The sequence below is a fragment of the Ammoniphilus soli genome (assembly GCF_040813775.1).
Genome location: NZ_JBEGDL010000002.1, coordinates 257,746 through 278,455, shown reverse-complemented (window position 1 = coordinate 278,455; position 20,710 = coordinate 257,746). Strand labels below are relative to the sequence as shown.

The following is a 20,710-nucleotide window of genomic DNA, read 5'->3' as shown; positions in this document are numbered from 1 at the left end:
TGAATGAACCTCCTGCCTCGAAAGGGCCTGGCTGATAAATGTCCGCGGTAAACCGATTGTTACGTATCGCGACATGATTGTTAGTTAAAATAAAATATTCATTATTCCTAATGGTGATAAGCCCAGCTGTACCGATTTCAGCTGTATTAGGACTGGTCAGTCTGCCGATACTTACCCCACCCGGTACAGGACGATGTTTTATTGGGGGACGATTTGACTGGCGAAGGCCTTTCTTTTTTGCCGTGCCATCTTTCCTTTTAAATTCATCCTTTTCTTCACTGCTATTGCTGGTTGTCTGCGGAATGGACCGGACTGAATAATGCGGATCGGTACCCTGGTTTCCATCAATTTTGTTACTGCTTTATTCACTTCCGCTGTCACAATATTCTTATGCGTGTAAAGCAAGATGGCTCCACCGCGATCCGGTCTTTGTGGGTCTGCATGACCGATTCCTACCCCTACTATCTCCGGATGTCTTAATAATCTCATGGAGATGTTATTCTTTTGCAGCAATGCAGTATGCATACTAGCCATCTATATTCTCCTCTCACCGGTTGAACACTTCAGCATATTACTTCTCATTTTGCCGAGTTCAAGGTTTATTTAGCAATGAGTGAAAATAGTCCAATGCCTAGCATAAGGAAATTTGTTTCTAATGGGGACGACCGTTTATCACCCTTTTATTTTACGTAAACAAAGATCACCCCTCATACACCAATGCATACGATGGTGGTGAATAGCCCATAAGGGGAGTGGATTCTATATGCCCGTCATAAAAGAAACACATGTCGTTTATGCCATTCAGCCAGGCGATACCCTATTTTCGATTGGAGCAAGGTTCGGCAGTTCCGTCGAAGAAATTGAAAAAGCCAACTTCTTATACCCGCCGATTACTGATCCACACTTGATTTATCCAGGTTGGACACTGCTCATTCCGGTTCCTAAAGAGCTTCCCTTTCGGACGGTTTATATTACGGCCCCAGGCGATGCCCTTTACCGGATCGCTCATCGCTTCTCGGCACATCCTGATCTTCTTGTTGGAGTCAATCGACAAATTCAGGACCCCGGGCTCATCTATATAGGGCAACCACTTTGGGTTCCAGCTTTTGTATATGAGGTGAAGGCAGGAGATACGCTAGCAAGTATTGCGCAAGCTTTTCAGTTGCCGTTATCCAGTTTATTATACGCAAATGAAGGACGACCCGGATTTTCCCGTGACTTGCTATATGCCGGTTACCGCTTGCTCCTTCCACTGCCTTCTTCAAGGAATATCGTCGTTATTCGTCCACTACCGGGTGATGTTATCCTAAGCGGGGATCGGGTAGAAGGCTTTGCCCGAGTCTTTGAAGCTAATGTGTTAATGCAAACCCAGGATGATAACGGGGTCATCGTATCGAATGAGCGATATACAACGGCTTTAGAAGGGGCCCCGGCTTATGGCTACTTTGCGGGAACGGTACCGTTCGACCGAACCCCGACGTCCCGAGAAGGGAGATTATGGGTGTACCATCGCAGCGCAAACGATGGCAGAATCCTTGATCTGGTTCAGGTGAAAGTACTCTTTTAAACTATAGCAAATGAATAAAGCCCTGTTCTGAATCTATCAGAATGGGGCTTTCACGTTTAACCTTTTCATTCAATGGACAGGGGGCCCTTATTACTCAACAGGCGAGTATCGAAATCCGCTAATGATTCTAGAATGCAATCAACCTCCGGAAATTGTAAATTTTTTGTCATTTGATTGGGAACGACAACGCATCGAATACCAGCCCGTACGGCTGACCATGCTCCGTTAGGTGAATCCTCAATCGCAATCACTTCATTTTTCTTCATTTTCAAGGCAGCGATGGTCCTGAGGTATAACTCAGGATCAGGCTTTACTTTCCTCACATCGTCACTTGTACTGATGACGTCAAAATCCATCTGAAGATTCAATCTGCGAAGATGCTCCAATACGGTTTCTCGTGCTGAACTGGATGCAATCCCCAATTTTATATTATGTTTTTTAGCATGAGCGATAAGATCCTTCACACCAGGCAAAATTTCTTTATCTGCCATTAAGGAATCTACCGTTTTTCTTACTTCAAATCTGGTTTCTTCCTCACTCCATAAAAAATCGGGCGCATTGTTTTTGATAAATGTATAGGGGTTATCTTCCTTGTTTTTGGTGCCAATAAATTTGCCCCATTCTTCTATACCCATTGTAAATCCATATCTTTCATATAAAGACATCCATGCACGATAGGATGCTGTTTCCGTATCCAAGATCGTACCGTCAAAATCAAAAATGATGGCCTTTATCATAGCTAAGTATTCTCCTATCAAATTTATTTAACAAAAGGATCTATTAACATTTTAGCATCTGATCTGCCTTTTCTTTCAACAAACCTCTAGTATCTTCGATTTGATCAACTTTCTCTCCAAGCTCGTACTTATCGCTTTTCAATTGTTCCGAAAGACCTTCCAACTGGGATAACACTTCTTTTGGCGAAGGACCTCCTTTAACCGATTTTAATTGAACATTAGTAACGGGATGAAGAGCCTGGCGCAGCTGCACTTCACTTAAATGAATCTCTTTTCCTAATAAATCTAGAGCAAATTGGGATAATTTCTGTAGATCTATATACTCCGGCGTTTGATCTTGTTGGAGTAGATCATTCACAAGACTTGCCACTACCCGATGAGCTTCCGTAAAGGATAACCCTGCTTCCCTGACAAGCAAGTTCGCTAGCTCGGTTACGGTGCTAAAATTCTTCAGTGCTCTCTGCAGCATCAGCTCTTTGTTTACTTTAACCGTTTTGATTGTTGCGATCATAATCGAGATGGAAGCTTCCACTTCGTATACGGCATCCCAAAAATATCTTGGACTTTCAAGACAAACGTCACAACTATGCGTAAAGGGGGTATTCTTCAGACTGCCTAAACAAGATACTAGTGCCGCTTGTACATGGGCCGCTTTGGCTTTAATGTGTTCTAACGTGTAGGGGTTCTTCTTTTGCGGCATGATACTGCTGCATATCGCAACAGAGTTTCCTACTTCGATATAGGAAAATTCTGATGTGGACCATAAATAAAGATCGTGGGCTAAGCGACTTAATCCATTCGAAAAAATACTTAGCTCAGATAAAATCTCCAATAGGTAGTCTCTCGATGCCACGCCATCTAGGGAATTCTGAGTAGGCGAATCAAACCCCAATAATATGCGTAATATAATCTTACGCAAAAGCGTGTTTCGATAAAAACTTTATCTCTTCGTTCCATAACCAAAAGCGCCAAAATACCCACATGTCACCGCTGCAGATTGAGCGGCTTGGAGAAGCGCAGCCTTCATATCTTGATGATCCTGGAACGAGGTAAGAAAACCAGCAATAAACGAATCCACTGCCCCCATTGTATCGACTACTTGAATAGGTATAGGCGGTTGTTCGAACCTCTCCCCTCGTTCGGAAAATATCGCATGCTGGGCCCCGCGGGTTACACCGACGATTATGACCCCTAAACGGTGGACATCCTCAATTAACGATTCGATTTCGTCCAGGGACATATCACTTCCAGAAAAAAATGCGTAGGTTAAATAAGGGCATACTTGTTCTAAATACTCCCTTGTCCACCGCTTGGACGTAGAGAAGTCAAAAGAAATCGCTTTATGGGCCAAACGTGGCAACTCATGTTCGATATCACTATTAACGCTGGTATGTATGAGGTCATACCCATTAATATAATCCAGATCCTCCTCAGTCAAGCGAAGTGTTAGCAGGGATTGTACACGCTTTCCCCGATTCGTCCCCACAAACACGCGGTCCCCTTCTTCATTCAAGGAAACAACAGCTTCTCCGTTGGGACCGAAAACGCGGCGAACCCGGCTGATATCGATCCCTTCTTGGCTTGCGGACTTTGTTACTAACTCTGCTGACGGATCATTTCCCATTAGGCCCAAGTACGCGCAAGCCTCCGCTCCATTTCGTTTGCTTCGTACAGCTACATTCAAAGCATTGCCGCCTGGATACATCAACCCTTGGTCTTGATAGTAATCAACTACATTGTCACCAATACCTATTAGTTTCATCATACACTCTCCTCACGAATAATATTTAGCATAAATAAGTTAAAAATCCTTGCTATTTACAGCGCGGTTTTGGGTTAACTTGTTATATATTATAATATTATATTATATACTATCTGAACTGATATAAAGTCAAGGATTAATTTGATATAAATTTCCCAGCATGAAAAAAATCACATTTATATAACCTTTAGTTACATAAATGTGATTTGAAATGAGTTCATGAGAAGAAGTCAATTTAGCTCTCATCTTGTTTATCCCTTACCGTATCTAAGGTAAAGATGACTTTATTCGCCATATACAATGAATAAGATAAGTGAATAGGCCGGTCTTCTTGGTCATAGCTTAGTTTCTCTGTCGCAAACAAAGGCGCACCCAGATCGCAGTGGAACAGGTTTGCTTCATAATCGGAGGCAAATACAATCTCTAAAGTTTTGGAAGAGCGCATTATTTCGATGTTGTACCTACTCTTCAAAATGCTATACGTCGAAGAAGATTCCCAGATATGCTTCTCGAGGTTCGGCATAAAAATTAAAGGGTAATAAGAGGTTTCTATAATGAATGGTTCATCGTCAATAAATAACAGCCGATGTAGCTTCAATAGAGATTCTCCGACCTGCAATTTAAACTTCTCAGCTAATGACTCATCCGCATCAACAATCGAACTGGATAAGATCTGTGAGCTAGGTTTTTTTCCAGATTCAATCGTAAGCTCAGAAAAGCTGCCAAGAGAAACAAGCTCACGCTTCTCCTTAGATAGTTTCACGAACGTGCCCTTCCCTTGATGACTGTAGAGAACCCCTTCCTCCACAAGATCCGTAATCGCTCTGCGAGTCGTAATCCGGCTTACTCCATATGTCTTGCATAATTCTGACTCTGGAGGCAATTGCTGACCCGGTTTATATTTCCCCCGAAGAATATCCTCTTTGATAATTTGTTTTAATTGAATATACAATGGATTTTGGCTAGAATTGTTCAGTTTCATAAAAACTCCTATTCCACGGAATTTTAAATTTTAAGTATACAATACCTTGTTTAGAATATATCATAACTTGTAATATATCAAGTTAACACACTTGTTATATCACATATTCACATCTAGGAGCCATTCTCTTTCTTGTTCCTATAAAACCTCAGGGTTAATAGGAATAGAATGGTTGCAACTGAAGTCATCCCTGCTCCGAAGAAATACATGCTTTCTCCGCCCCATTCCTGCTTAATCCAGCCCCCTGCAGCTCCACCGGTTATGCCTGCCAATCCCATAAAAACAGCAGAGAACATCGACTGCCCTGTTGAACGTAGCTCCCCTGGCACCAGTTTGACCACATACTGAATGGAAGTAATCCAAAAGATCGCAAAGGTGACCATATGCATCCCTTGCAAGAAAAGAAGAAGTAATGGATCAGAAACCCATCCCATCAAAATCCAGCGAATCGTATATAACAAACCTACGAAGACGAGTAACCCCAGCTCGTTAAATCGAGGAATAACGCGGCTGAGCAAAGCGAACGTAATGACCTCGCCTAGCGCGGCTATGGCCCATGCCCACCCCACTAAGGCATTATCTCCTCCTGCATCCTTTAAATAAAGAGCGAACATCGCATCATTCATTCGGTGAGGAACAGTCAGTAAAAAAACTAAACATAGAAACCAAAGAAAAGGAGTATTCTTTAGGATCATTCGCAGACCGGACAGGGAGATTCCTCGTCCAGAACCTGAGTCATTTCTCATGAAAAGCAAAAGCAGCATCGGGAATACCCAAATTCCGTAGTACACAAAAGGAATCACTTCTATGCCAAGTTCTGAAACAATCATTCCAGCAACAATGGCTACTCCTCCAAATCCAATGGAACCCCATAAACGCACAGATCCATAACTCGTTCCAGCTTTCTGCGTCGTCTTAATGACAAGACTATCTAATAGTGGATTGGAAGGAAGGAAAAAGAAGTAAAGCATAACGACAAAAAATAAAGCCAAACCAAATCCACCTGAAAAAAACAGTCCTACGCTGGAAAGTATGGTCATGATCCAGAGGAATAAAATAATTTTCTTAACCGATTGATAGCGGTCGCTGAGATAGCCCCAAAACGGTTGTGAAAACATAGCGACGAATGGACCAAACATCATCAGTAAGCCGATCTCGGATGAACTATAACCCTGATTCGCAAAATACAATGGTAAAAACACAACCAGAATCGTATTAGTCGCGTAATACGAAAAGGTAAGTCCGCGAACAGTCCATACTTCTCGCATAAATGTATTTATACTATGGTAATTAGAACTTTCATCCGTTTTCGTGGGCAAGTAACCCATCCATGAAACACCTCCCCCAAATGACCTGACGTGCCAACTTCCTCTACATTATAATCCTAAAGGCTGAGATGAGAAAGATTTAACTCCTGCATCGTCATCATACCAAATGCCCTAACATCATCCCTAACCATGCGGAAAGAACTCCAAAAATAACGGTTGTTAAAACATAAGATATGGCTTTGAGTGTATTTTTCTTTTCAATTAGCTGTATGGTTTCGTAACCAAAAGTAGAAAATGTCGTGTAGGAACCCAAATACCCTACACCAACCGATAACCAAATCCATTCCGGAATATATTGCTGAAGATGTAAAAATGTTAACATACCAAGTAAGAACGAACCCGTAATATTGATGACCCACGTACCTAACGGAAAAACGCCCCGGCTTCTCTCCATAATAAACCGGCCTAAATAATACCGTGTGATCGCTCCAAGGATACCACCCAGCCCGATAACTACCATCATTCCGCTTCCCCCTATAACTTCGTTTGGACTTGCTTTTTTGGTATAGCAGCAGCCAACTTAGAACCTGCAAAAGCCAATAAAACTCCACCCGCTGTACTGCTTAAAACATAAGCGAGTGACAACCCAACCTGAGCATTTGCAAGTAAAGTCAACGTTTCAACGGAGAACGTCGAAAATGTGGTGAATGACCCTGTAAATCCCGTTCCAATCCCCAATTTGAGTTGAGGGCTTATTTTCCGCTTCGTTGTGGTAAGCGTAAAAAACCACCCCAAAAACAAACACCCCAGCAAGTTCACAGATAAAGTACCCATAGGAAAACCACCTTCAGTTTGAATCCATTCGCCTAAACTAAAACGAGTAATGGCTCCCAAAAAACCACCAATGGTTAATGATACGAAATTCTTCACGGTAACACCCCAATAGCCTAGATTAAGTTGATTTTATTTGCGTATGCAATATGTATTATACCAGGAGTTTAAATCAAATTTTGAATCAGGATGAATGGCACTGCGGTCTGCTCAGTGGATAATATTGACTCCCTACCCTTTCCGTGATTTAATAGTTCTATATGTTAACCAAAATATAAAATTAAGTTTACATTAAAGGAGGATGAGCAATGAATAAATGGTCCCCTCTGGATATGGCGCAGATCGGATTATTGGCTGCCCTTATCGCTGTAAGCGGATCCTTTAAAATCCCCAGCGGGATTCCAGGTTCGGACTTTCAGCTGTCTTCGGCAATGTATAAGCTGCTTCAACGAGTAAAAACAGCTGCAGGAGGGCAAGCCTATGCTAGAAAATCCTCTTTATAGCATCCGTATGCGTGCAGCGGAAGGCGGACCTCACGAAGGTGGCGGTCGGCATATTTCTGGGGGAGAACGCCTAGCCCGTGAATCCGAGGTACAAATCCTGACGGCGGAGCTTTTGGCCAAATCAATGGGCCATAGCCGGGGAAGTGCGGATTTTATTCAGGTAGTCGTTGAAAAGCTGGAAACTGTAGGAGTATTCGTTCCTCCCCTCCCCGTCAGCACAGAGGAAGGCGATCATGTTGACACTTGCAGGGCAAGGGCCCTCGATTTACTAGTGGATACGGGGGTTTCAAGGAAGGCTGCAGAAATAGGAATGCAGTGGCTTCGCCAATCCACAGATCTAAGGGGAGCTATTCTCCTCCATGCCGACAGCGGGAAACGCTTAGACGACAGGGATCAGAAAGGGGTGCGGGTTTCCCGAATGGATTGGGATGCTTTCTCTTACATAAAATGGCTGAAGCTTCATTCAGAACTTGGATCTTCCCGGATTCGGGAAGCATTAGCCTTGGCCACCAAGGTGGCCTCCTCCCCTTTTACCGTTGCGGAGCTATGCTGGTCAGATGACCCGGATTATGTAACAGGCTATGTCGCTAGTCAAAAGCTAGGATACAGAAGAATCCCCCACTTCAAAACTTTTGGGGATTCCTCTGGGGGACGGGTCTTTTTTGTTCAGGATGGAATCGACATTGATTCTTATATCCATTATTTAGAGAAAAAGCCGATCTGGATCGGATGGGAGGATGAACGAAAATGAATCACGAAGCCTTACTGGAAAAAAGCCGAAAGCATCTCTGGCTTCCTTTTACTCAGATGAAAGATTATGAGGCCAACCCGCTGATTATTGAAAGCGGCCAAGGGGTAAAGGTCAAAGACACCGAGGGAAAAGAATATTATGACGCGTTTTCATCCGTATGGCTGAATGTGCACGGACATCGCAAACAAGAACTCGATGAAGCGATCCGCCAGCAGCTAAAACAGATTGCTCACTCCACGCTGCTAGGCATGGCCAATGTTCCAGCGACGCAACTGGCGGAACGGCTCGTGCAGCTCGCTCCCAAGGGTTTAACCCGGGTATTTTACTCAGATAGCGGAGCAGCCTCTGTGGAAATTGCGCTTAAGATGGCTTTTCAGTACTGGAAAAATCTTGGGATAGAGAAGAAATCTAAATTTGTGACGATGAAGAATGGCTACCATGGGGACACCATCGGTGCCATTAGTGTTGGATCGATTGATATTTTTCACCAAGTCTATCAGCCTCTGCTTTTTGATAGCTACAAGGTTTCTTACCCTTACGTTTACCGCCACCCTAGCGGAGATCCGCGGATTTGCCGGGAAGCCTGTCTCGCCGAATTGGAGCAGCTGTTCGAAGAGCGCCACGAGGAAATAGCTGCTTTGATTCTAGAGCCTTTAATGCAAGGCGCGGGCGGCATGATCCAGATGCCGGAGGGGTATCTGTCTGGAGTCGAACGATTATGCCGGCAATACGACGTCTTGCTGATTGCGGATGAGGTGGCCACGGGGTTTGGCCGGACAGGCCAGATGTTTGCTTGTGACCATGAAGGGGTGACACCTGATATTTTGACGGCAGGAAAAGGCTTGACTGGCGGCTACCTGCCGGTCGCCATCACGATGACGACGGAACGGATATATGAAGCCTTTTACGCGGATTACACCGAGCTCAAGACTTTTTTCCACGGCCATTCCTATACGGGGAATCAGTTAGGCTGTGCAGTCGCGCTCGCGAATCTCGACTTGTTTGAAAAGGAAAACTTGATCCGGCAGGTTCAACAAAAGGCGGCTTTTGTAAAAACTTTACTCCTCCCCTTCCAAGAGCTGAAGCATGTCGGAGATATCCGCCAAGCCGGTCTGATGTGCGGGCTGGAACTAGTCGCGGATAAAGAGACGAAACAGCCTTTCGTGTGGGCCGAACGAATGGGCTATCAGGTAAGCCTAAAGCTTCGAGAGCTCGGTATGCTCACTCGCCCGATGGGAGATACTGTTGTCTTTATGCCTCCCCTGGCCAGTACCGAAAACGAACTGACAGAGATGATTGCTATGCTCAAGCAGGCCATCGAGCTAGTAACTGAAGGGGCTGGTGTCGGTGGCAAATGAGTTAGTTGAAGCCCTCGCAGCTCGGGAACGCAAAGGCTTGACGCGGCGGCTTCGCCGTATGGATGAGATCAGGGATAATGGTACACTCCTTCTTTCCACTAACAACTATTTAGGCCTTGCCGAGGATCCCGAAATGAAAGCAGGCGCGGCTAATGCGATTCATCAATTTGGAACGGGAAGCACAGGATCCAGGCTAACGACAGGAAATTTGATGATTCACGAAATGCTGGAACAACAGCTTGCTTCTTTTAAAGGAAAAGACGCCGCCATCCTCTTTAGTTCCGGCTACTTGGCCAACATTGGGACGATCTCTGCCCTAATGGGCAAAGGGGATGTGATTTTCAGCGATGCCCTGAATCATGCCAGCATCATTGACGGATGCCGTTTGAGCCGAGCCCAAACCGCTGTTTATAACCATGTCGACATGACAGAATTGGAAAAAAAGCTTCAACAGGCTGGGACTGCCCGTCGCAAGCTGATCGTCACGGACGGGATCTTCAGCATGGATGGGAATATCGCTCCCCTCCCTCAGCTCGTCGAATTAGCGGAAGCTTATGGGGCCTGGCTGATGGTGGATGATGCCCATGCGACAGGCGTCTTGGGCAAAAATGGTGCAGGAACCGCGGAGTATTTCGGCTTAACGCACCGGGTCCATCTCTGTATGGGTACCCTAAGCAAATCGGCCGGAGCCGAGGGAGGCTATGTAGCAGCGGATCAAGCTTTTATCGATTATCTGCGCAATCATGCCCGATCCTTCATTTTTCAGACCTCCCTCTCTCCCGGCGTCGCGGCAGCAGCCTCGACAGGAATTCGTTTGATCCAGGAACAGCCATGGAGGCGGGAGAAGCTGATTGAGCTTGCGAATATCTTTCGAAAGGAGCTTAAGGCACTAGGGTTTCAGCTGGTAGAAGGCACCACTCCTATAATCGCGGTAGTCATAGGGGGCGCGCAAGAAGCTGTGGAGTTTTCGAGGCGATTAGAGGAAGATGGCGTCTTCGCTCCCGCCATCCGTCCCCCTACCGTCCCTGAAGGAACAAGCCGGATTCGCGTCACTTTGATGGCCACCCATCAGCAGGAAGAGCTGGATATTGCTCTGCGCGCTTTTGCGAAGATCGGAAAAGAAATGGGGTTGATTTCATGAGCCAAGGAATATTTATCACAGGAACCGATACTGACATTGGAAAAACCTTTGTTGGAGCTGGACTTGCGGCAGTCTTGAAGGAACGGGGCATTGATGTGGGCGTCTTTAAACCGATGATGTCCGGGGTTTCACGGGAAGATCCCAAGAGTGATGTGAGGATATTGAAGGAAATGTCAGGGGACACCAGCCCCTTGGAGGACATCAATCCCTACCAGTTCGCCGAACCGCTCGCTCCTTATGTCGCCCAAAAAAGACAAGGTCAACAGATCTCTCTCGATGAAGTATTGGCCAGCTGGCATAAGATCCGGGACCGCCATTCTTTCTATATCGCAGAAGGCGCCGGTGGCTTAGCGGTGCCTATGGGACCCCGCTATCTCGTTTCAGATATGGCTCGCGCCATCGGTTTTCCCCTTTTGATTGTGGCCCGCCCCACCCTCGGAACTGTCAACCATACGCTTTTGACCATTGCGTATGCCCGTCAGGCTGGGCTAAACGTGCTCGGAGTCATCATCAATGGGACTCGTGAAGACGGAGTCGCTGAACAAACCAATCCAGGGATGATTGAAGAATTCTCTGGAGGCATCCCCGTACTGGGCGTCCTCCCCTATCTTGAAACTACTGATCGAGCGGAAATTATCCATAGATTCGAACAGCAAATTGCCATAGATAAGCTTTTGCGATAACTTTATCAGCAAGCCAGGTTCAAGGCCTGGCTTTTATCATAACGGGTTTCTTGCTTAACTCCTCTTCTTTGACTAAGATGCTCATAAATTATTCATATCATTTCTACTAAATTGTGAAATAATGATCAAATATATTGTGAAAATATTCACTAAGATCTAAAATACAGTTATAAGGCAAATACAACAAAGGAGATGGATACCATGACAGAACAAGAACAATATCTTGAGATGATTGAAAATGTGGAGATTGAGCAGAGAGTTCTCTATATTCTTGAAGACGGAACATGGGAGTGGCGCTAGATCAATGGCTTATATAAAGCCCGAATAACCCAATCTTGTTTCCTTATAAGGGAAATGAGTTGGGTTATTTTACAGTGAAGGAAAGTTTAAGTTCTCTAAAGTACTAAAGTGAACAAAACTTTCCTGGAGGCATGAAAAACTTCCGCTAAAGAAGAATTCGACTACATCTCCGAGTAGACTTCAATAGAAGTTTTTCTTATTATGACAGGGGATGACCTGTAAAGCCTAATCATAGGTCAGGCGCGATTCCTCTTTTCTGCTAATATATACTGCAGTCCGTCATCCGTCTTGCTTGGAATCACCCGAAATTTTGAACGGGCCCTATGCTGATCCTGGGTATAGTTAATGATGTTCTCATTGTTTAAGCATAACTCAGTGAAGAAATTAACGAGGGTTGTAGGTGATACCCCGCAGGCCGCAGCTAGCATATCTAACTTTTCGTACACCTCTGGCTGCAAAGATGAATTAACTCGAACTTTCCCCGATCTTTCTTCAATATAGCCTTTTCTCTTTCCCCTGCTCATAGCTTTACCCTCCTTCATTTCTTTCTCAAGTTAAATAGTTACTATGAAAATATGAAAATGAGAAAGGGATTAGAACCGAATCGTGGTTATTTGATTAGATAATCCTGTTTTTTGGATTGACCATTTTGACAAGATGACCTCTTGCTCATTCCATGTCCTGATACGAGTTCAGAAAAGAAAAGTATTCAAAAAACTTAATATATAATATATTATTATAGTAAGTATAAGATTTTTAAATTTGAGGTGATCCTTTTGACAGAAATTCTAGGTTTGACACCCGATGGCGAACTAGATTTAGGAAGCATGTCTAGCGGCAATCAGCTATTTCTGCTGGTCAAGAATGGATTGGAGCGATTACCAAAGAATGGCGTCTTGGAAGTAATCAGTACAAACCCTCATATCAAAGACGATGTAAAAAGCTGGTGTCGGCTTCATAGTTACCGATTTATAGGAATATGGGATGGCGGAGATCACAGCCGTCTATTTATCCAAAACTCTTCATCCCGTGCTCTTGAATCGGCAGATTGGGGAGTTCGTCTTCCCATTCGAAAAGAAGGAAGATTGGACCTACGTGACTGGCTGCAAGGGCGTACCGGCAAGGTATTTGAACAGGCATCGGCCTATGTCGGATTTGTACCAAGAGGGGCAGTAGCTGAGCCCGGAGTTCCTGATTATGGTTTTACGATTAACCGCAAGGATCTGGTTTGGGCGGACAATTTGCTGGATCTGTATGAACAGGCTAAGGAAAGCCAATGGAATGCAGCGTCGGATATCCCTTGGGAGGAGCTGCCGGAACTGCCTGAGGAGCTGGAATGGGCGGTTTGCCAAATCATGACCTTCCTTGCAGAAAACGAATATTCTGCTTTGTACATACCGTCAAAATTCATGTCCCGTATCAATCCCCATTACATTGAAGTGTTGATGTACCTCTCCACCCTTGTACAGGATGAGGCCAGACATATTGAAGCGTTCATGAAACGAGCGATGGCCAATGGAGGCGGGCTTCAATACTCTTCCGTACTCACAGAACGTTCCTTGTATAGCTTGTTTGTGCAAGAGGACTATTTTAAGTCTTCCTTTCTGCTCCATGTTTTAGGAGAAGGGACGTTCTTAGATTTGCTGAACTTTGTGGAAGAACACGCGCCAGATCCCGTCACGCGCCGCATTGTCCACTTGGCAAAGATGGATGAGGGTCGCCATGTGGCCTATGGGATTGGCCATGTTCGCCAGATGCTGGCTAAAAATCCTGAGGCCGTTCAACTATTGGTAGAAGCTGCAGAACAAAGAAATGAATATATGACCGATGCGGGGACAAGCGAGAACTCTCATTTAATGGAGGCCTTGGCCATTCTTGCAGGGAAGGGCAGAAAACCCGAGCAGTTAAGCGCAGGATTCCGCAAGGTCGATCGGTTGAAGGAAATCATGTATGGACATCGGGTTCAGCGGATGCTTCAAGCGGGAATTGACCAGCAAACGGCAGAAAAAATTTCATCGTCCCATACCCCTAATTTTATGTAATCCAAAGGAGAGAAAATCTATGGCAAGCATTTTCGAATTAGCTCAACAGATCACCAATGAAGTCGTTGCGCCGTTAGCAGCGGAAATTGACCGGGAGCGGCGATTCCCTAAGGAGGCGTTCGAAGCCTTTGCTCATTCGGGCTTGCTTGGCCTCTTGGTCCCTACCGAGGCAGGCGGCCTAGGGGGAACGCTGGAAGACCTGTCCGCGGTCACTGAAATTATCGCTACCCATTGCGGATCGACCGCGATGTGTTATTTGATGCATTGCTGTGCCACGGCCGTGATTGCTTCCAAAGCTACGGAAGATCAAAAGCAACGATACCTTCGCCCCATTGCTGAGGGTCAAAAGATCGGAACGCTAGCATTCAGTGAAACGGGAACAGGTACCCACTTTTATTCTCCTGAAATCAAAGCGCAAAAGGAAGGCAGCCAGTTTGTTCTTGAAGGAAGAAAAAGTTTTGTTACCAACGGGGAATATTCCGATTTCCTGATCGTCTTAACAAATGCATCGGATCAGGATAAGGGATTATCCATGATGATTGTCGATTCGAAAACTCCGGGCATCCGCTTTGAAGGAGAATGGGACGGAATCGGACTGTGCGGAAATAACAGTATTGTCTTAGAGATGAAAGAAGTCAAGCTTGCGCAAGAACAAGTGGTTGGCGCAGAAGGCAATGGGCTAGACTTGATTTTCGGTGTCGTGGCTCCTACCTTCATTCTTGGCATTTCCGGAGTAAATGTGGGCTTAGCCAGAGGGGCTTATCAGACGGCGCTGGCGCATGCCAGCAACCGCAAATATGCGGATGGTCGATCGCTTGCAGAGCACCAAGCCATCCAATTTTACCTTTCTGACATGTATGGGGCCGTTGAATCCTCTTCCCTGTTTGTCCAGAACGCATCCCGGGCAGCTGTGGAAGGCAAAGAAGATGCGATGTTAAGCATTCTTCAATCCAAAATTCTTGCTTCTGAAAATGCCATTAAAGTGACAAATATCGCCATGCAGGTTTGCGGCGGCAAAGGATATACCCGCGCGCTGCCAACCGAACGCTTTTTCCGCGATGCTCGGGCAGGCGCTGTTATGGCTCCTTCGACCGAAGTTCTCAAGGAATGGGTAGGCAAATCCTTGACTGGTATCCCTTTGTTTTAAATCCTCATTCATAGAAAGGAAGAATAAAAATGAACAAAAAAACGTTAATGCTTGGTGCTGTGGCTTACGATCCGAAGGTAATAGAGATTTGGGATATTATCCGGGATTACTTTCAGAAAAATGATTTTCCTATGGATTATGTCCTCTTCTCCAATTATGAAGCCCAAGTGGACTCTCTGCTGAAAGGGTTTATTGATGTGGCCTGGAATACGAATGTAGCCTACGTGCGGATTCAAGAGGCCTTGCAGGGAAGAGCCAGGATTCTGGCCATGCGGGATACAGACATTGATTTTACGACGAAAATCATTGCTCGCGTTGATCAAGGGATTGAAGGACTGCAGGATTTGAAAGGAAAGCGATTTGCGCTTGGCAGTGCCGATTCCGGACAGGCCGCGATTCTTCCCTACCATTTCCTAAAGCAAAACGGCTTGAATCCGGAACAGGATATGAAGCTGATTCGATTCAATCTGGATGTGGGCAAGCACGGAGATACGGGAACGAGTGAATACGAAGTTTTGCGGGCGATCAAAGAAGGCGAGGCCGATGCCGGAGCTGTCGGAGAGTCGACCTGGATTCGCATGCTGGAAACCGGGTTAGTTAACACGAATGAAGTCCGTGGGATCTGGACCTCACCTGGGTATTCCCACTGCAATTTTACCGTTCTTCCCGAGTTTGATGAAGCTAAGGCCGCTCGGTTTACGGAACTGCTGTTTTCCATGGACCCTACCCAGCCGGAAATCAAAAAGATGATGGAGATGGAAGGCTTGAATAAGTGGGTAAGCCCAGAGGGAAAAGGCTTCGAAGGCTATGTCGCCCTCAAAGAAGCGCTGAAAGACCAAGGACTTATCTCTTTACGGCCTGACTATTCGTTGAAATAGACTTTTTAGCCGTTTAAAAGCCTTACAGGGATTCCTGTAAGGCTTTTAAAGTGCCTGTCACCACCCGAATACACTCGAAATATGTCGATTTACCGCACATCCTAACCTAATCCATAAATTTGTTGAATTGTCCGTTTAACCTCCTCCAGATTCATCGCAACCTGCGGAATCGAATACCCCACAAATATAGGAGACGCTACGAACCGGGGAATGATTTTCGCAATTAACTTCCCTTCCACTTGGTAGAAGAATAAATTATAACTGTCACACCGATAAAAGTGGTTAAGTACATAGTGACAGGCAATTTGGATGAAGTCGGCCATATATCTGGTATCGCCGTGATCGGACAATACATTAAATTCATAAAAACCCATTCTTGGTTTCGTAGATAGATTGAATTCAACCTGTTGGCTTTTGGTAATCAAGAGTCCTTCAAACTGTTCCGCTTCAACAAAACGAGTGCTGTCTACATTTTCCAGACCGATAATCTGCATATGAGGGTGGCGAATGGTTCCCCCCGATCTTGGACCGTGATTCTTAAAAAACAAAACGGAAGGATATACTTTGCTTTCTAAGAGTCGAAGCCAATGATAAACACCAAAATCAATGACCTCATAAAGCCTATCTTTTTTATAAACAGAAAGCTCAGAGTCACACTCTGCCGTCTCGATAATGACTAATGGATAGGTATTAGCCAATACCGGATATTTATTAGGGAGGAGAATGATGTCGCCTCTTCTTTCCATAATTCCCACTAGTTTCTCTGTCTCGCAAAAAGGGCAAGAATTGCTTCGGTTTATGATATTTTCAGGCTTTTGTCTGCCTATCGAAGTGTTAAAATAAAGATGTGTTTGACAAGACAAGTTGACCACCGCTCCTAGTTAATCCCAATGAAATAATAGTATAATCATACCGAATATTCTTTCCAAATAACAGAAAAAACTCCTCACAGGTACTCATCACCCCCAGATCTTCTATATATGCGGTCACCTAAAGAAAAAAAGACTCCTCTGAAAGAAGTCTTTTACAAGGGTAATGACACCTTATCGTACAGAACATTTAACCAAGGAGTTGGTTGGTAACCTAACTCTAAGCATGCTAAAATATAGTTAATGAATTACATATTAGAGGACAAGGTAACTATGGCCAACGATCAGCTTAAGAACCGTTTATTCCAACAGATTTCAAATATACTTGAATTGCATGTATCCGAAATGCGAAACAGAAGCGAAAAATTTGAATCCTTCTTTGAACAGCATCATCCATGGATGGAACCCATCATAAAAGCAGGCCTAAAAGGAATCATGGAATCGATTTTCTTCAACGGAGATCAATACAAAACCTTTCTTTACAAGCTTCAGGACGAGAATAGACAAGTAGGCAATACTTTTCTTCTTCAAGTTCCTGATTTATCTCCAAATGATGTTTTAGAACTGAATCAAAATCTATATTTTCATCTCATGAGGACTTGTATCCATATCCTTGAAGCGGAAAAAGAACACACTGTCAATAAATCAGAGATCATCGAACGATTGTACCTTACCTTTTCTACATCAGACCATAGCTTTCTTCAAGGCTATCTTCAACTAAAGGACAAGCAGGTTTTTGACCTTCACCATCAGAAGATTTCCTTGATGGGACAAATGGCAGCAGGGATGGCCCATGAAATTCGCAATCCGCTTACATCGATCAAGGGATTCATTCACCTTATGATGGAACAGCTTAACAAAGAATACATAGATAAGGATGACCTTAAATTTTACCTAAGCGTATGCGAGGAGCAAATGGAATCTCTCGAGTCCGTTGTTTCCAGCTTTCTTACCTTAGCTCGCAATAAAGGCAGTCAATCCCCCGCAGAATTCTATACGCTGCAGTCTGTGATGGAGAGACTGAATGTTCTTGCTCAATTCTATGCGTTGGAAAAAAGTGTATCCTTCAGTTTCACTCTCCCCGAGTCTGAGGTTTGGCTTCATGGTTCTCCCAGCATTATGGAGCAAATCTGTCTAAACATTATCCGCAATGCCATGGATGCAGTTTCACTAGGCGGACGAGGAGAAGTCCACATTGACGCTGTTCATAATAAGGAACAAAAGCTCATCGATCTTGTATTCAAGGATAATGGTCCTGGCATGTCCCCGGATGTATTAGCTAAAATTTGGAGCCCTTTCTTTACGACGAAAGAAACGGGTACCGGATTAGGACTTGCCATCAGCCGGAAGCTAACCGAAGACATAGGCGGCACGATTCGCATCCATTCTACTGAAGGAAAAGGTACGGAAGTCACCCTTACGCTTCCGACAGCAGAGGACGTTCGAATATATTAAAGCGAAGAGAAGTTAAGAAACTTAAATTTCCCATCCATTAGAAAAGGGATCCGACCAAATGTCGCATCCCTTTTTTCACTGCTTACTTCTCTACAATACCAGCATAGTAAAAGACATGGTGATTAAATCCACGTCCACCCAATATGTTGAAGCCTTTCTTACATTATATATTCTTTCCATGTGTAAGAGAAAAGTTGGCGATTGATTCTTCCTTTATCACCGATCAGCTGATACCAGGATTCTCCCACATAAAGAGAATTTGAAAGCTTTTCCAAAAAGTACGATACTCTGTCTTGCAGATTTTCCTTACTTTCTTTCTTTGATTTGCAGGATAGAGCCCAAACGAAGTATAACTTATCTTCTTCAAGTTCAAGAACTTGAAGGTAATCGGATCCCCAATGTCTTTTATTGAATTCTTCTCCTACCCTATTAAGACTTGTTTCAATTTCTATATGATATTTATTTGCCTCTCTCCAGCAGGAAACCAAGGGATTATAAAGGGAGACAGTAATGATAAAATATTTATCATAGTCTTCTGGATGAAATTTAAGTTCATCCTCTGGTTTCTTTTCTGGAGGTATAGTGACAAACTGTTTATAATTATCAAAAAATTTAACGCCCATATAATCTCCTTTCTCTTGCTTTCTGAGAGAAATCCTATAAAAATATTCGGCAGTATGTTCCTTTTTTTGACCTTTTCCGATTTCTGGTTAACAACCACTATCAATTTATCAATTCATATTTGTTTTGAGTAAGAATTTTCTCACATGATCCATTCCAATTTTCGTCCCCCAACCAAATGATAATGGAAATGCTTGACGGATTGCAGGCCGTCTTCTCCGATGGCAGTCAAAACGCGGAAGCCAGTTTGATCAATTTCTAGTTTTTTTGCAATCTCCTGCATGATCAAATGCATCTCGCCAATCAATTGGCAATCCTCCAGCTCAATTTCAAGCAGAGAAGTCATATGCTTTTTCGGAATCACAAGAACATGTACGGGTGCTATAGGATGAATATCATGAAAAGCTATTACCTCATCATTTTCAAATACTTTGTTGGCGGGCAACTCTCCACGGATAATTTTGCAAAAGATACATTCCATTTTCCCCTCTCCTTTTCCCATCGAGATGTAGATTTTAGTTTCAAAGACGTAGATATCCCGAACAGTCACAACTGGTGCAGAGATACCGCTTTTTTTCTTTTGTAACACATTTATACAAATTATAACATCTTTTCCCACATGTGACAGCGGCCTTGCCCACCTTTTAGGAATCCTGATAATTTTCTTGGCTGAGCGCTTAGTTTCCATACACGTCAAACAAGCTGCAGAATCTAATCAGCAGCTCGTCCCTTCAGATTAACGATAACTTCTTGTATATAAATTTAGATTTTGAATTATAAATCATTTTTTCCACAATAGCCATGATAAAGAGAAAACTTATTATCATCATTTATTTGTCATTTTCTATGAACTTAGCCAAAAGTGCACCAAAGACTAACGCCCAAACCGGTGCACTAATATTTAAAAAAGTAAACAAGAACAACAATGCAATGCCTGCCCGTAAAAATGGAGCAACTTCTTTTAAGAATTCTCCCACAGTCGCCTTTGAAATGCTGTTGGTACATACATTAATACACCAACGGGAGGGGTTATGGCGCCTATACGGTTTTTGCATCACCGATAATGCCCAATTCTACTGGATAATTTCGACCAATCTCTGCAGGATCAATGTCAGTATGGACGATTTTAGTTGAAGTGGTGTCGTAGGAGTATCCGTCCAGCCATGCACTTGTTGCACGATCGTCAAAACTTGAACCAAATGCGATCAGCAAATCACCATTTTTGCCCGCTTCATCCTATTGGCCCTAAGCAAAGGGGATCCCGCTCTGGTATCATAATAAAATGTTTTTCGGTTAATCGCAGATGTTTAAAAAAAGTTTCAATTGGATACGAATACCACCATTTGTCATAATAGAATAAAAGTATAAAATATTTATTCTTCTATTTGAGAAGCTGTAAAAATGTATGCAATTTAGGTTCATTTTCGCTACTAAATAAGGTCTGAAGATTTACCATGAACTAAGATTGATTTCTTAAAGTAACGTGAAATTACAAGTAAATTCTATACATTGGGGACATAAAGTAAAGTTTAAAAGTCTAGGGAGGATTGAATTATGAGAAAGGTCTATGTTTGCAGACAGCATGTCATTCAAGGTTTAAGAGTGACTGATACGCCACACGTAGCGGAAGTATCTACAAGTACTAAGAATCATTGTACATTTTGTAATGAAAAAGCTCATTTTAAGTTGTTCTATAATCGATTAGTTAAGCAGCAAAAGGAAGCGTTACTTTATTGAATCAGAGATTATATGAACTATATCCCGTAAATTTAATGCCATAATAAATAATAATAGGACCTGTTTCCATCAGGAGTC

The 20,710-nt window shown here is 43.7% G+C and carries 24 protein-coding genes; 10 read left to right on the top strand and 14 right to left on the bottom strand.

What is annotated here, in order from left to right:
• Positions 1-198 precede the first annotated feature (198 nt).
• The gene (locus ABLT31_RS06050; protein ID WP_367749729.1) at positions 199-534 is read right to left on the bottom strand and encodes a hypothetical protein; all 336 of its coding nucleotides are present in this window, start codon (positions 532-534) and stop codon (positions 199-201) included.
• Between the two features lie 229 nt (positions 535-763).
• Between ABLT31_RS06050 and ABLT31_RS06045 the strand changes: the two genes are divergently transcribed.
• Entirely contained in the window at positions 764-1,567 is an 804-nt protein-coding gene (locus tag ABLT31_RS06045) for a LysM peptidoglycan-binding domain-containing protein (RefSeq protein ID WP_367749727.1), read from the top strand.
• Positions 1,568-1,632: 65 nt separating this feature from the next.
• On the opposite strand, the gene ABLT31_RS06040 is transcribed toward ABLT31_RS06045, so the two are convergent.
• The 7 genes from ABLT31_RS06040 to crcB (ABLT31_RS06010) form a co-directional block, all read right to left on the bottom strand.
• Positions 1,633-2,304 (bottom strand): HAD family hydrolase, encoded by a 672-nt coding sequence (locus ABLT31_RS06040; RefSeq protein ID WP_367749725.1) that lies wholly within the window; start codon positions 2,302-2,304, stop codon positions 1,633-1,635.
• Between the two features lie 43 nt (positions 2,305-2,347).
• The gene (locus ABLT31_RS06035) at positions 2,348-3,223 is read right to left on the bottom strand and encodes a lyase family protein (protein WP_367749723.1); all 876 of its coding nucleotides are present in this window, start codon (positions 3,221-3,223) and stop codon (positions 2,348-2,350) included.
• 21 nt (positions 3,224-3,244) lie between these two features.
• A complete protein-coding gene (locus ABLT31_RS06030; RefSeq protein ID WP_367749721.1) occupies positions 3,245-4,066 on the bottom strand; it encodes a PfkB family carbohydrate kinase in 822 nt (273 codons plus the stop codon).
• A 235-nt stretch (positions 4,067-4,301) separates the two neighbouring features.
• Positions 4,302-5,048 carry a GntR family transcriptional regulator gene (locus tag ABLT31_RS06025; RefSeq protein WP_367749719.1) on the bottom strand — a complete coding sequence of 249 codons (747 nt, stop codon included), beginning with the start codon at positions 5,046-5,048 and terminating at the stop codon, positions 4,302-4,304.
• A 113-nt stretch (positions 5,049-5,161) separates the two neighbouring features.
• Complete coding sequence (locus tag ABLT31_RS06020) at positions 5,162-6,316, bottom strand: MFS transporter (protein ID WP_367749717.1); 1,155 nt, start codon at positions 6,314-6,316, stop codon at positions 5,162-5,164.
• 157 nt (positions 6,317-6,473) lie between these two features.
• The gene (gene crcB / locus ABLT31_RS06015) at positions 6,474-6,839 is read right to left on the bottom strand and encodes a fluoride efflux transporter CrcB (RefSeq protein ID WP_367749715.1); all 366 of its coding nucleotides are present in this window, start codon (positions 6,837-6,839) and stop codon (positions 6,474-6,476) included.
• A gap of 11 nt (positions 6,840-6,850) precedes the next feature.
• On the bottom strand, positions 6,851-7,246 hold the full coding sequence (crcB, locus tag ABLT31_RS06010; RefSeq protein WP_367749713.1) for a fluoride efflux transporter CrcB: 396 nt from the start codon (positions 7,244-7,246) through the stop codon (positions 6,851-6,853).
• A 209-nt stretch (positions 7,247-7,455) separates the two neighbouring features.
• Between crcB (ABLT31_RS06010) and ABLT31_RS06005 the strand changes: the two genes are divergently transcribed.
• From ABLT31_RS06005 to bioD, 5 genes are read left to right on the top strand one after another with little or no spacing between them, the layout of a single operon-like run.
• Positions 7,456-7,650: a sortase B protein-sorting domain-containing protein gene (locus ABLT31_RS06005; protein ID WP_367749712.1), complete on the top strand. Its 195-nt coding sequence runs from the start codon at positions 7,456-7,458 to the stop codon at positions 7,648-7,650.
• The gene (gene bioW / locus ABLT31_RS06000) at positions 7,628-8,401 is read left to right on the top strand and encodes a 6-carboxyhexanoate--CoA ligase (protein WP_367749710.1); all 774 of its coding nucleotides are present in this window, start codon (positions 7,628-7,630) and stop codon (positions 8,399-8,401) included. Before ABLT31_RS06005 ends, bioW begins: the two co-directional genes overlap by 23 nt.
• The gene (bioA, locus tag ABLT31_RS05995) at positions 8,398-9,759 is read left to right on the top strand and encodes an adenosylmethionine--8-amino-7-oxononanoate transaminase (RefSeq protein WP_367749708.1); all 1,362 of its coding nucleotides are present in this window, start codon (positions 8,398-8,400) and stop codon (positions 9,757-9,759) included. Before bioW ends, bioA begins: the two co-directional genes overlap by 4 nt.
• Positions 9,749-10,900: an 8-amino-7-oxononanoate synthase gene (bioF, locus tag ABLT31_RS05990; protein WP_367749706.1), complete on the top strand. Its 1,152-nt coding sequence runs from the start codon at positions 9,749-9,751 to the stop codon at positions 10,898-10,900. Before bioA ends, bioF begins: the two co-directional genes overlap by 11 nt.
• Positions 10,897-11,583, top strand: coding sequence for a dethiobiotin synthase (gene bioD / locus ABLT31_RS05985; protein WP_367749704.1), 687 nt, complete (start codon positions 10,897-10,899; stop codon positions 11,581-11,583). The genes bioF and bioD overlap by 4 nt, the downstream gene beginning before the upstream one ends.
• 536 nt (positions 11,584-12,119) lie before the next feature.
• Here bioD and ABLT31_RS05980 read toward each other — a convergent pair.
• Complete coding sequence (locus ABLT31_RS05980; protein ID WP_367749703.1) at positions 12,120-12,407, bottom strand: hypothetical protein; 288 nt, start codon at positions 12,405-12,407, stop codon at positions 12,120-12,122.
• A gap of 252 nt (positions 12,408-12,659) precedes the next feature.
• Here ABLT31_RS05980 and ABLT31_RS05975 point away from each other — a divergent pair, with 252 nt between their 5' ends.
• The 3 genes from ABLT31_RS05975 to ABLT31_RS05965 are packed head-to-tail and all read left to right on the top strand — an operon-like array spanning position 12,660 to position 15,950.
• The gene (locus ABLT31_RS05975; protein ID WP_367749701.1) at positions 12,660-13,925 is read left to right on the top strand and encodes a sulfurtransferase TusA family protein; all 1,266 of its coding nucleotides are present in this window, start codon (positions 12,660-12,662) and stop codon (positions 13,923-13,925) included.
• A 19-nt stretch (positions 13,926-13,944) separates the two neighbouring features.
• A complete protein-coding gene (locus ABLT31_RS05970) occupies positions 13,945-15,072 on the top strand; it encodes an acyl-CoA dehydrogenase family protein (RefSeq protein WP_367749699.1) in 1,128 nt (375 codons plus the stop codon).
• Positions 15,073-15,101: 29 nt separating this feature from the next.
• Positions 15,102-15,950, top strand: a complete 849-nt coding sequence (locus tag ABLT31_RS05965; protein WP_367749698.1) for a phosphate/phosphite/phosphonate ABC transporter substrate-binding protein — start codon at positions 15,102-15,104, stop codon at positions 15,948-15,950.
• A 101-nt stretch (positions 15,951-16,051) separates the two neighbouring features.
• Here ABLT31_RS05965 and ABLT31_RS05960 read toward each other — a convergent pair whose 3' ends face one another.
• Positions 16,052-16,813, bottom strand: a complete 762-nt coding sequence (locus tag ABLT31_RS05960) for a DUF4931 domain-containing protein (RefSeq protein WP_367749696.1) — start codon at positions 16,811-16,813, stop codon at positions 16,052-16,054.
• A 249-nt stretch (positions 16,814-17,062) separates the two neighbouring features.
• Between ABLT31_RS05960 and ABLT31_RS05955 the strand changes: the two genes are divergently transcribed.
• On the top strand, positions 17,063-18,274 hold the full coding sequence (locus ABLT31_RS05955) for a sensor histidine kinase (RefSeq protein WP_367749694.1): 1,212 nt from the start codon (positions 17,063-17,065) through the stop codon (positions 18,272-18,274).
• 158 nt (positions 18,275-18,432) lie between these two features.
• Here ABLT31_RS05955 and ABLT31_RS05950 read toward each other — a convergent pair whose 3' ends face one another.
• From ABLT31_RS05950 to ABLT31_RS05935, 4 genes are all read right to left on the bottom strand, one after another.
• On the bottom strand, positions 18,433-18,897 hold the full coding sequence (locus tag ABLT31_RS05950; RefSeq protein ID WP_367749692.1) for a hypothetical protein: 465 nt from the start codon (positions 18,895-18,897) through the stop codon (positions 18,433-18,435).
• Between the two features lie 140 nt (positions 18,898-19,037).
• The gene (locus ABLT31_RS05945; RefSeq protein ID WP_367749690.1) at positions 19,038-19,484 is read right to left on the bottom strand and encodes a histidine triad nucleotide-binding protein; all 447 of its coding nucleotides are present in this window, start codon (positions 19,482-19,484) and stop codon (positions 19,038-19,040) included.
• A gap of 241 nt (positions 19,485-19,725) precedes the next feature.
• Positions 19,726-19,953 carry a hypothetical protein gene (locus ABLT31_RS05940; RefSeq protein WP_367749688.1) on the bottom strand — a complete coding sequence of 76 codons (228 nt, stop codon included), beginning with the start codon at positions 19,951-19,953 and terminating at the stop codon, positions 19,726-19,728.
• Positions 19,934-20,107, bottom strand: a complete 174-nt coding sequence (locus tag ABLT31_RS05935) for a hypothetical protein (protein WP_367749687.1) — start codon at positions 20,105-20,107, stop codon at positions 19,934-19,936. The genes ABLT31_RS05940 and ABLT31_RS05935 overlap by 20 nt, the downstream gene beginning before the upstream one ends.
• Positions 20,108-20,710 lie beyond the last annotated feature (603 nt).

What these genes read in the sequence shown, in the direction of transcription:
- ABLT31_RS06050 (WP_367749729.1), bottom strand. Translation starts at nt 534, where the DNA reads ATGGCTAGTATGCATACTGCATTGCTGCAAAAGAATAACATCTCCATG.
- ABLT31_RS06045 (WP_367749727.1), top strand. Translation starts at nt 764, where the DNA reads ATGCCCGTCATAAAAGAAACACATGTCGTTTATGCCATTCAGCCAGGC.
- ABLT31_RS06040 (WP_367749725.1), bottom strand. Translation starts at nt 2,304, where the DNA reads ATGATAAAGGCCATCATTTTTGATTTTGACGGTACGATCTTGGATACG.
- ABLT31_RS06030 (WP_367749721.1), bottom strand. Translation starts at nt 4,066, where the DNA reads ATGAAACTAATAGGTATTGGTGACAATGTAGTTGATTACTATCAAGAC.
- ABLT31_RS06025 (WP_367749719.1), bottom strand. Translation starts at nt 5,048, where the DNA reads ATGAAACTGAACAATTCTAGCCAAAATCCATTGTATATTCAATTAAAA.
- ABLT31_RS06020 (WP_367749717.1), bottom strand. Translation starts at nt 6,316, where the DNA reads ATGCGAGAAGTATGGACTGTTCGCGGACTTACCTTTTCGTATTACGCG.
- crcB (WP_367749715.1), bottom strand. Translation starts at nt 6,839, where the DNA reads ATGATGGTAGTTATCGGGCTGGGTGGTATCCTTGGAGCGATCACACGG.
- ABLT31_RS06005 (WP_367749712.1), top strand. Translation starts at nt 7,456, where the DNA reads ATGAATAAATGGTCCCCTCTGGATATGGCGCAGATCGGATTATTGGCT.
- bioW (WP_367749710.1), top strand. Translation starts at nt 7,628, where the DNA reads ATGCTAGAAAATCCTCTTTATAGCATCCGTATGCGTGCAGCGGAAGGC.
- bioA (WP_367749708.1), top strand. Translation starts at nt 8,398, where the DNA reads ATGAATCACGAAGCCTTACTGGAAAAAAGCCGAAAGCATCTCTGGCTT.
- bioD (WP_367749704.1), top strand. Translation starts at nt 10,897, where the DNA reads ATGAGCCAAGGAATATTTATCACAGGAACCGATACTGACATTGGAAAA.
- ABLT31_RS05980 (WP_367749703.1), bottom strand. Translation starts at nt 12,407, where the DNA reads ATGAGCAGGGGAAAGAGAAAAGGCTATATTGAAGAAAGATCGGGGAAA.
- ABLT31_RS05970 (WP_367749699.1), top strand. Translation starts at nt 13,945, where the DNA reads ATGGCAAGCATTTTCGAATTAGCTCAACAGATCACCAATGAAGTCGTT.
- ABLT31_RS05965 (WP_367749698.1), top strand. Translation starts at nt 15,102, where the DNA reads ATGAACAAAAAAACGTTAATGCTTGGTGCTGTGGCTTACGATCCGAAG.
- ABLT31_RS05955 (WP_367749694.1), top strand. Translation starts at nt 17,063, where the DNA reads ATGAATTACATATTAGAGGACAAGGTAACTATGGCCAACGATCAGCTT.
- ABLT31_RS05950 (WP_367749692.1), bottom strand. Translation starts at nt 18,897, where the DNA reads ATGGGCGTTAAATTTTTTGATAATTATAAACAGTTTGTCACTATACCT.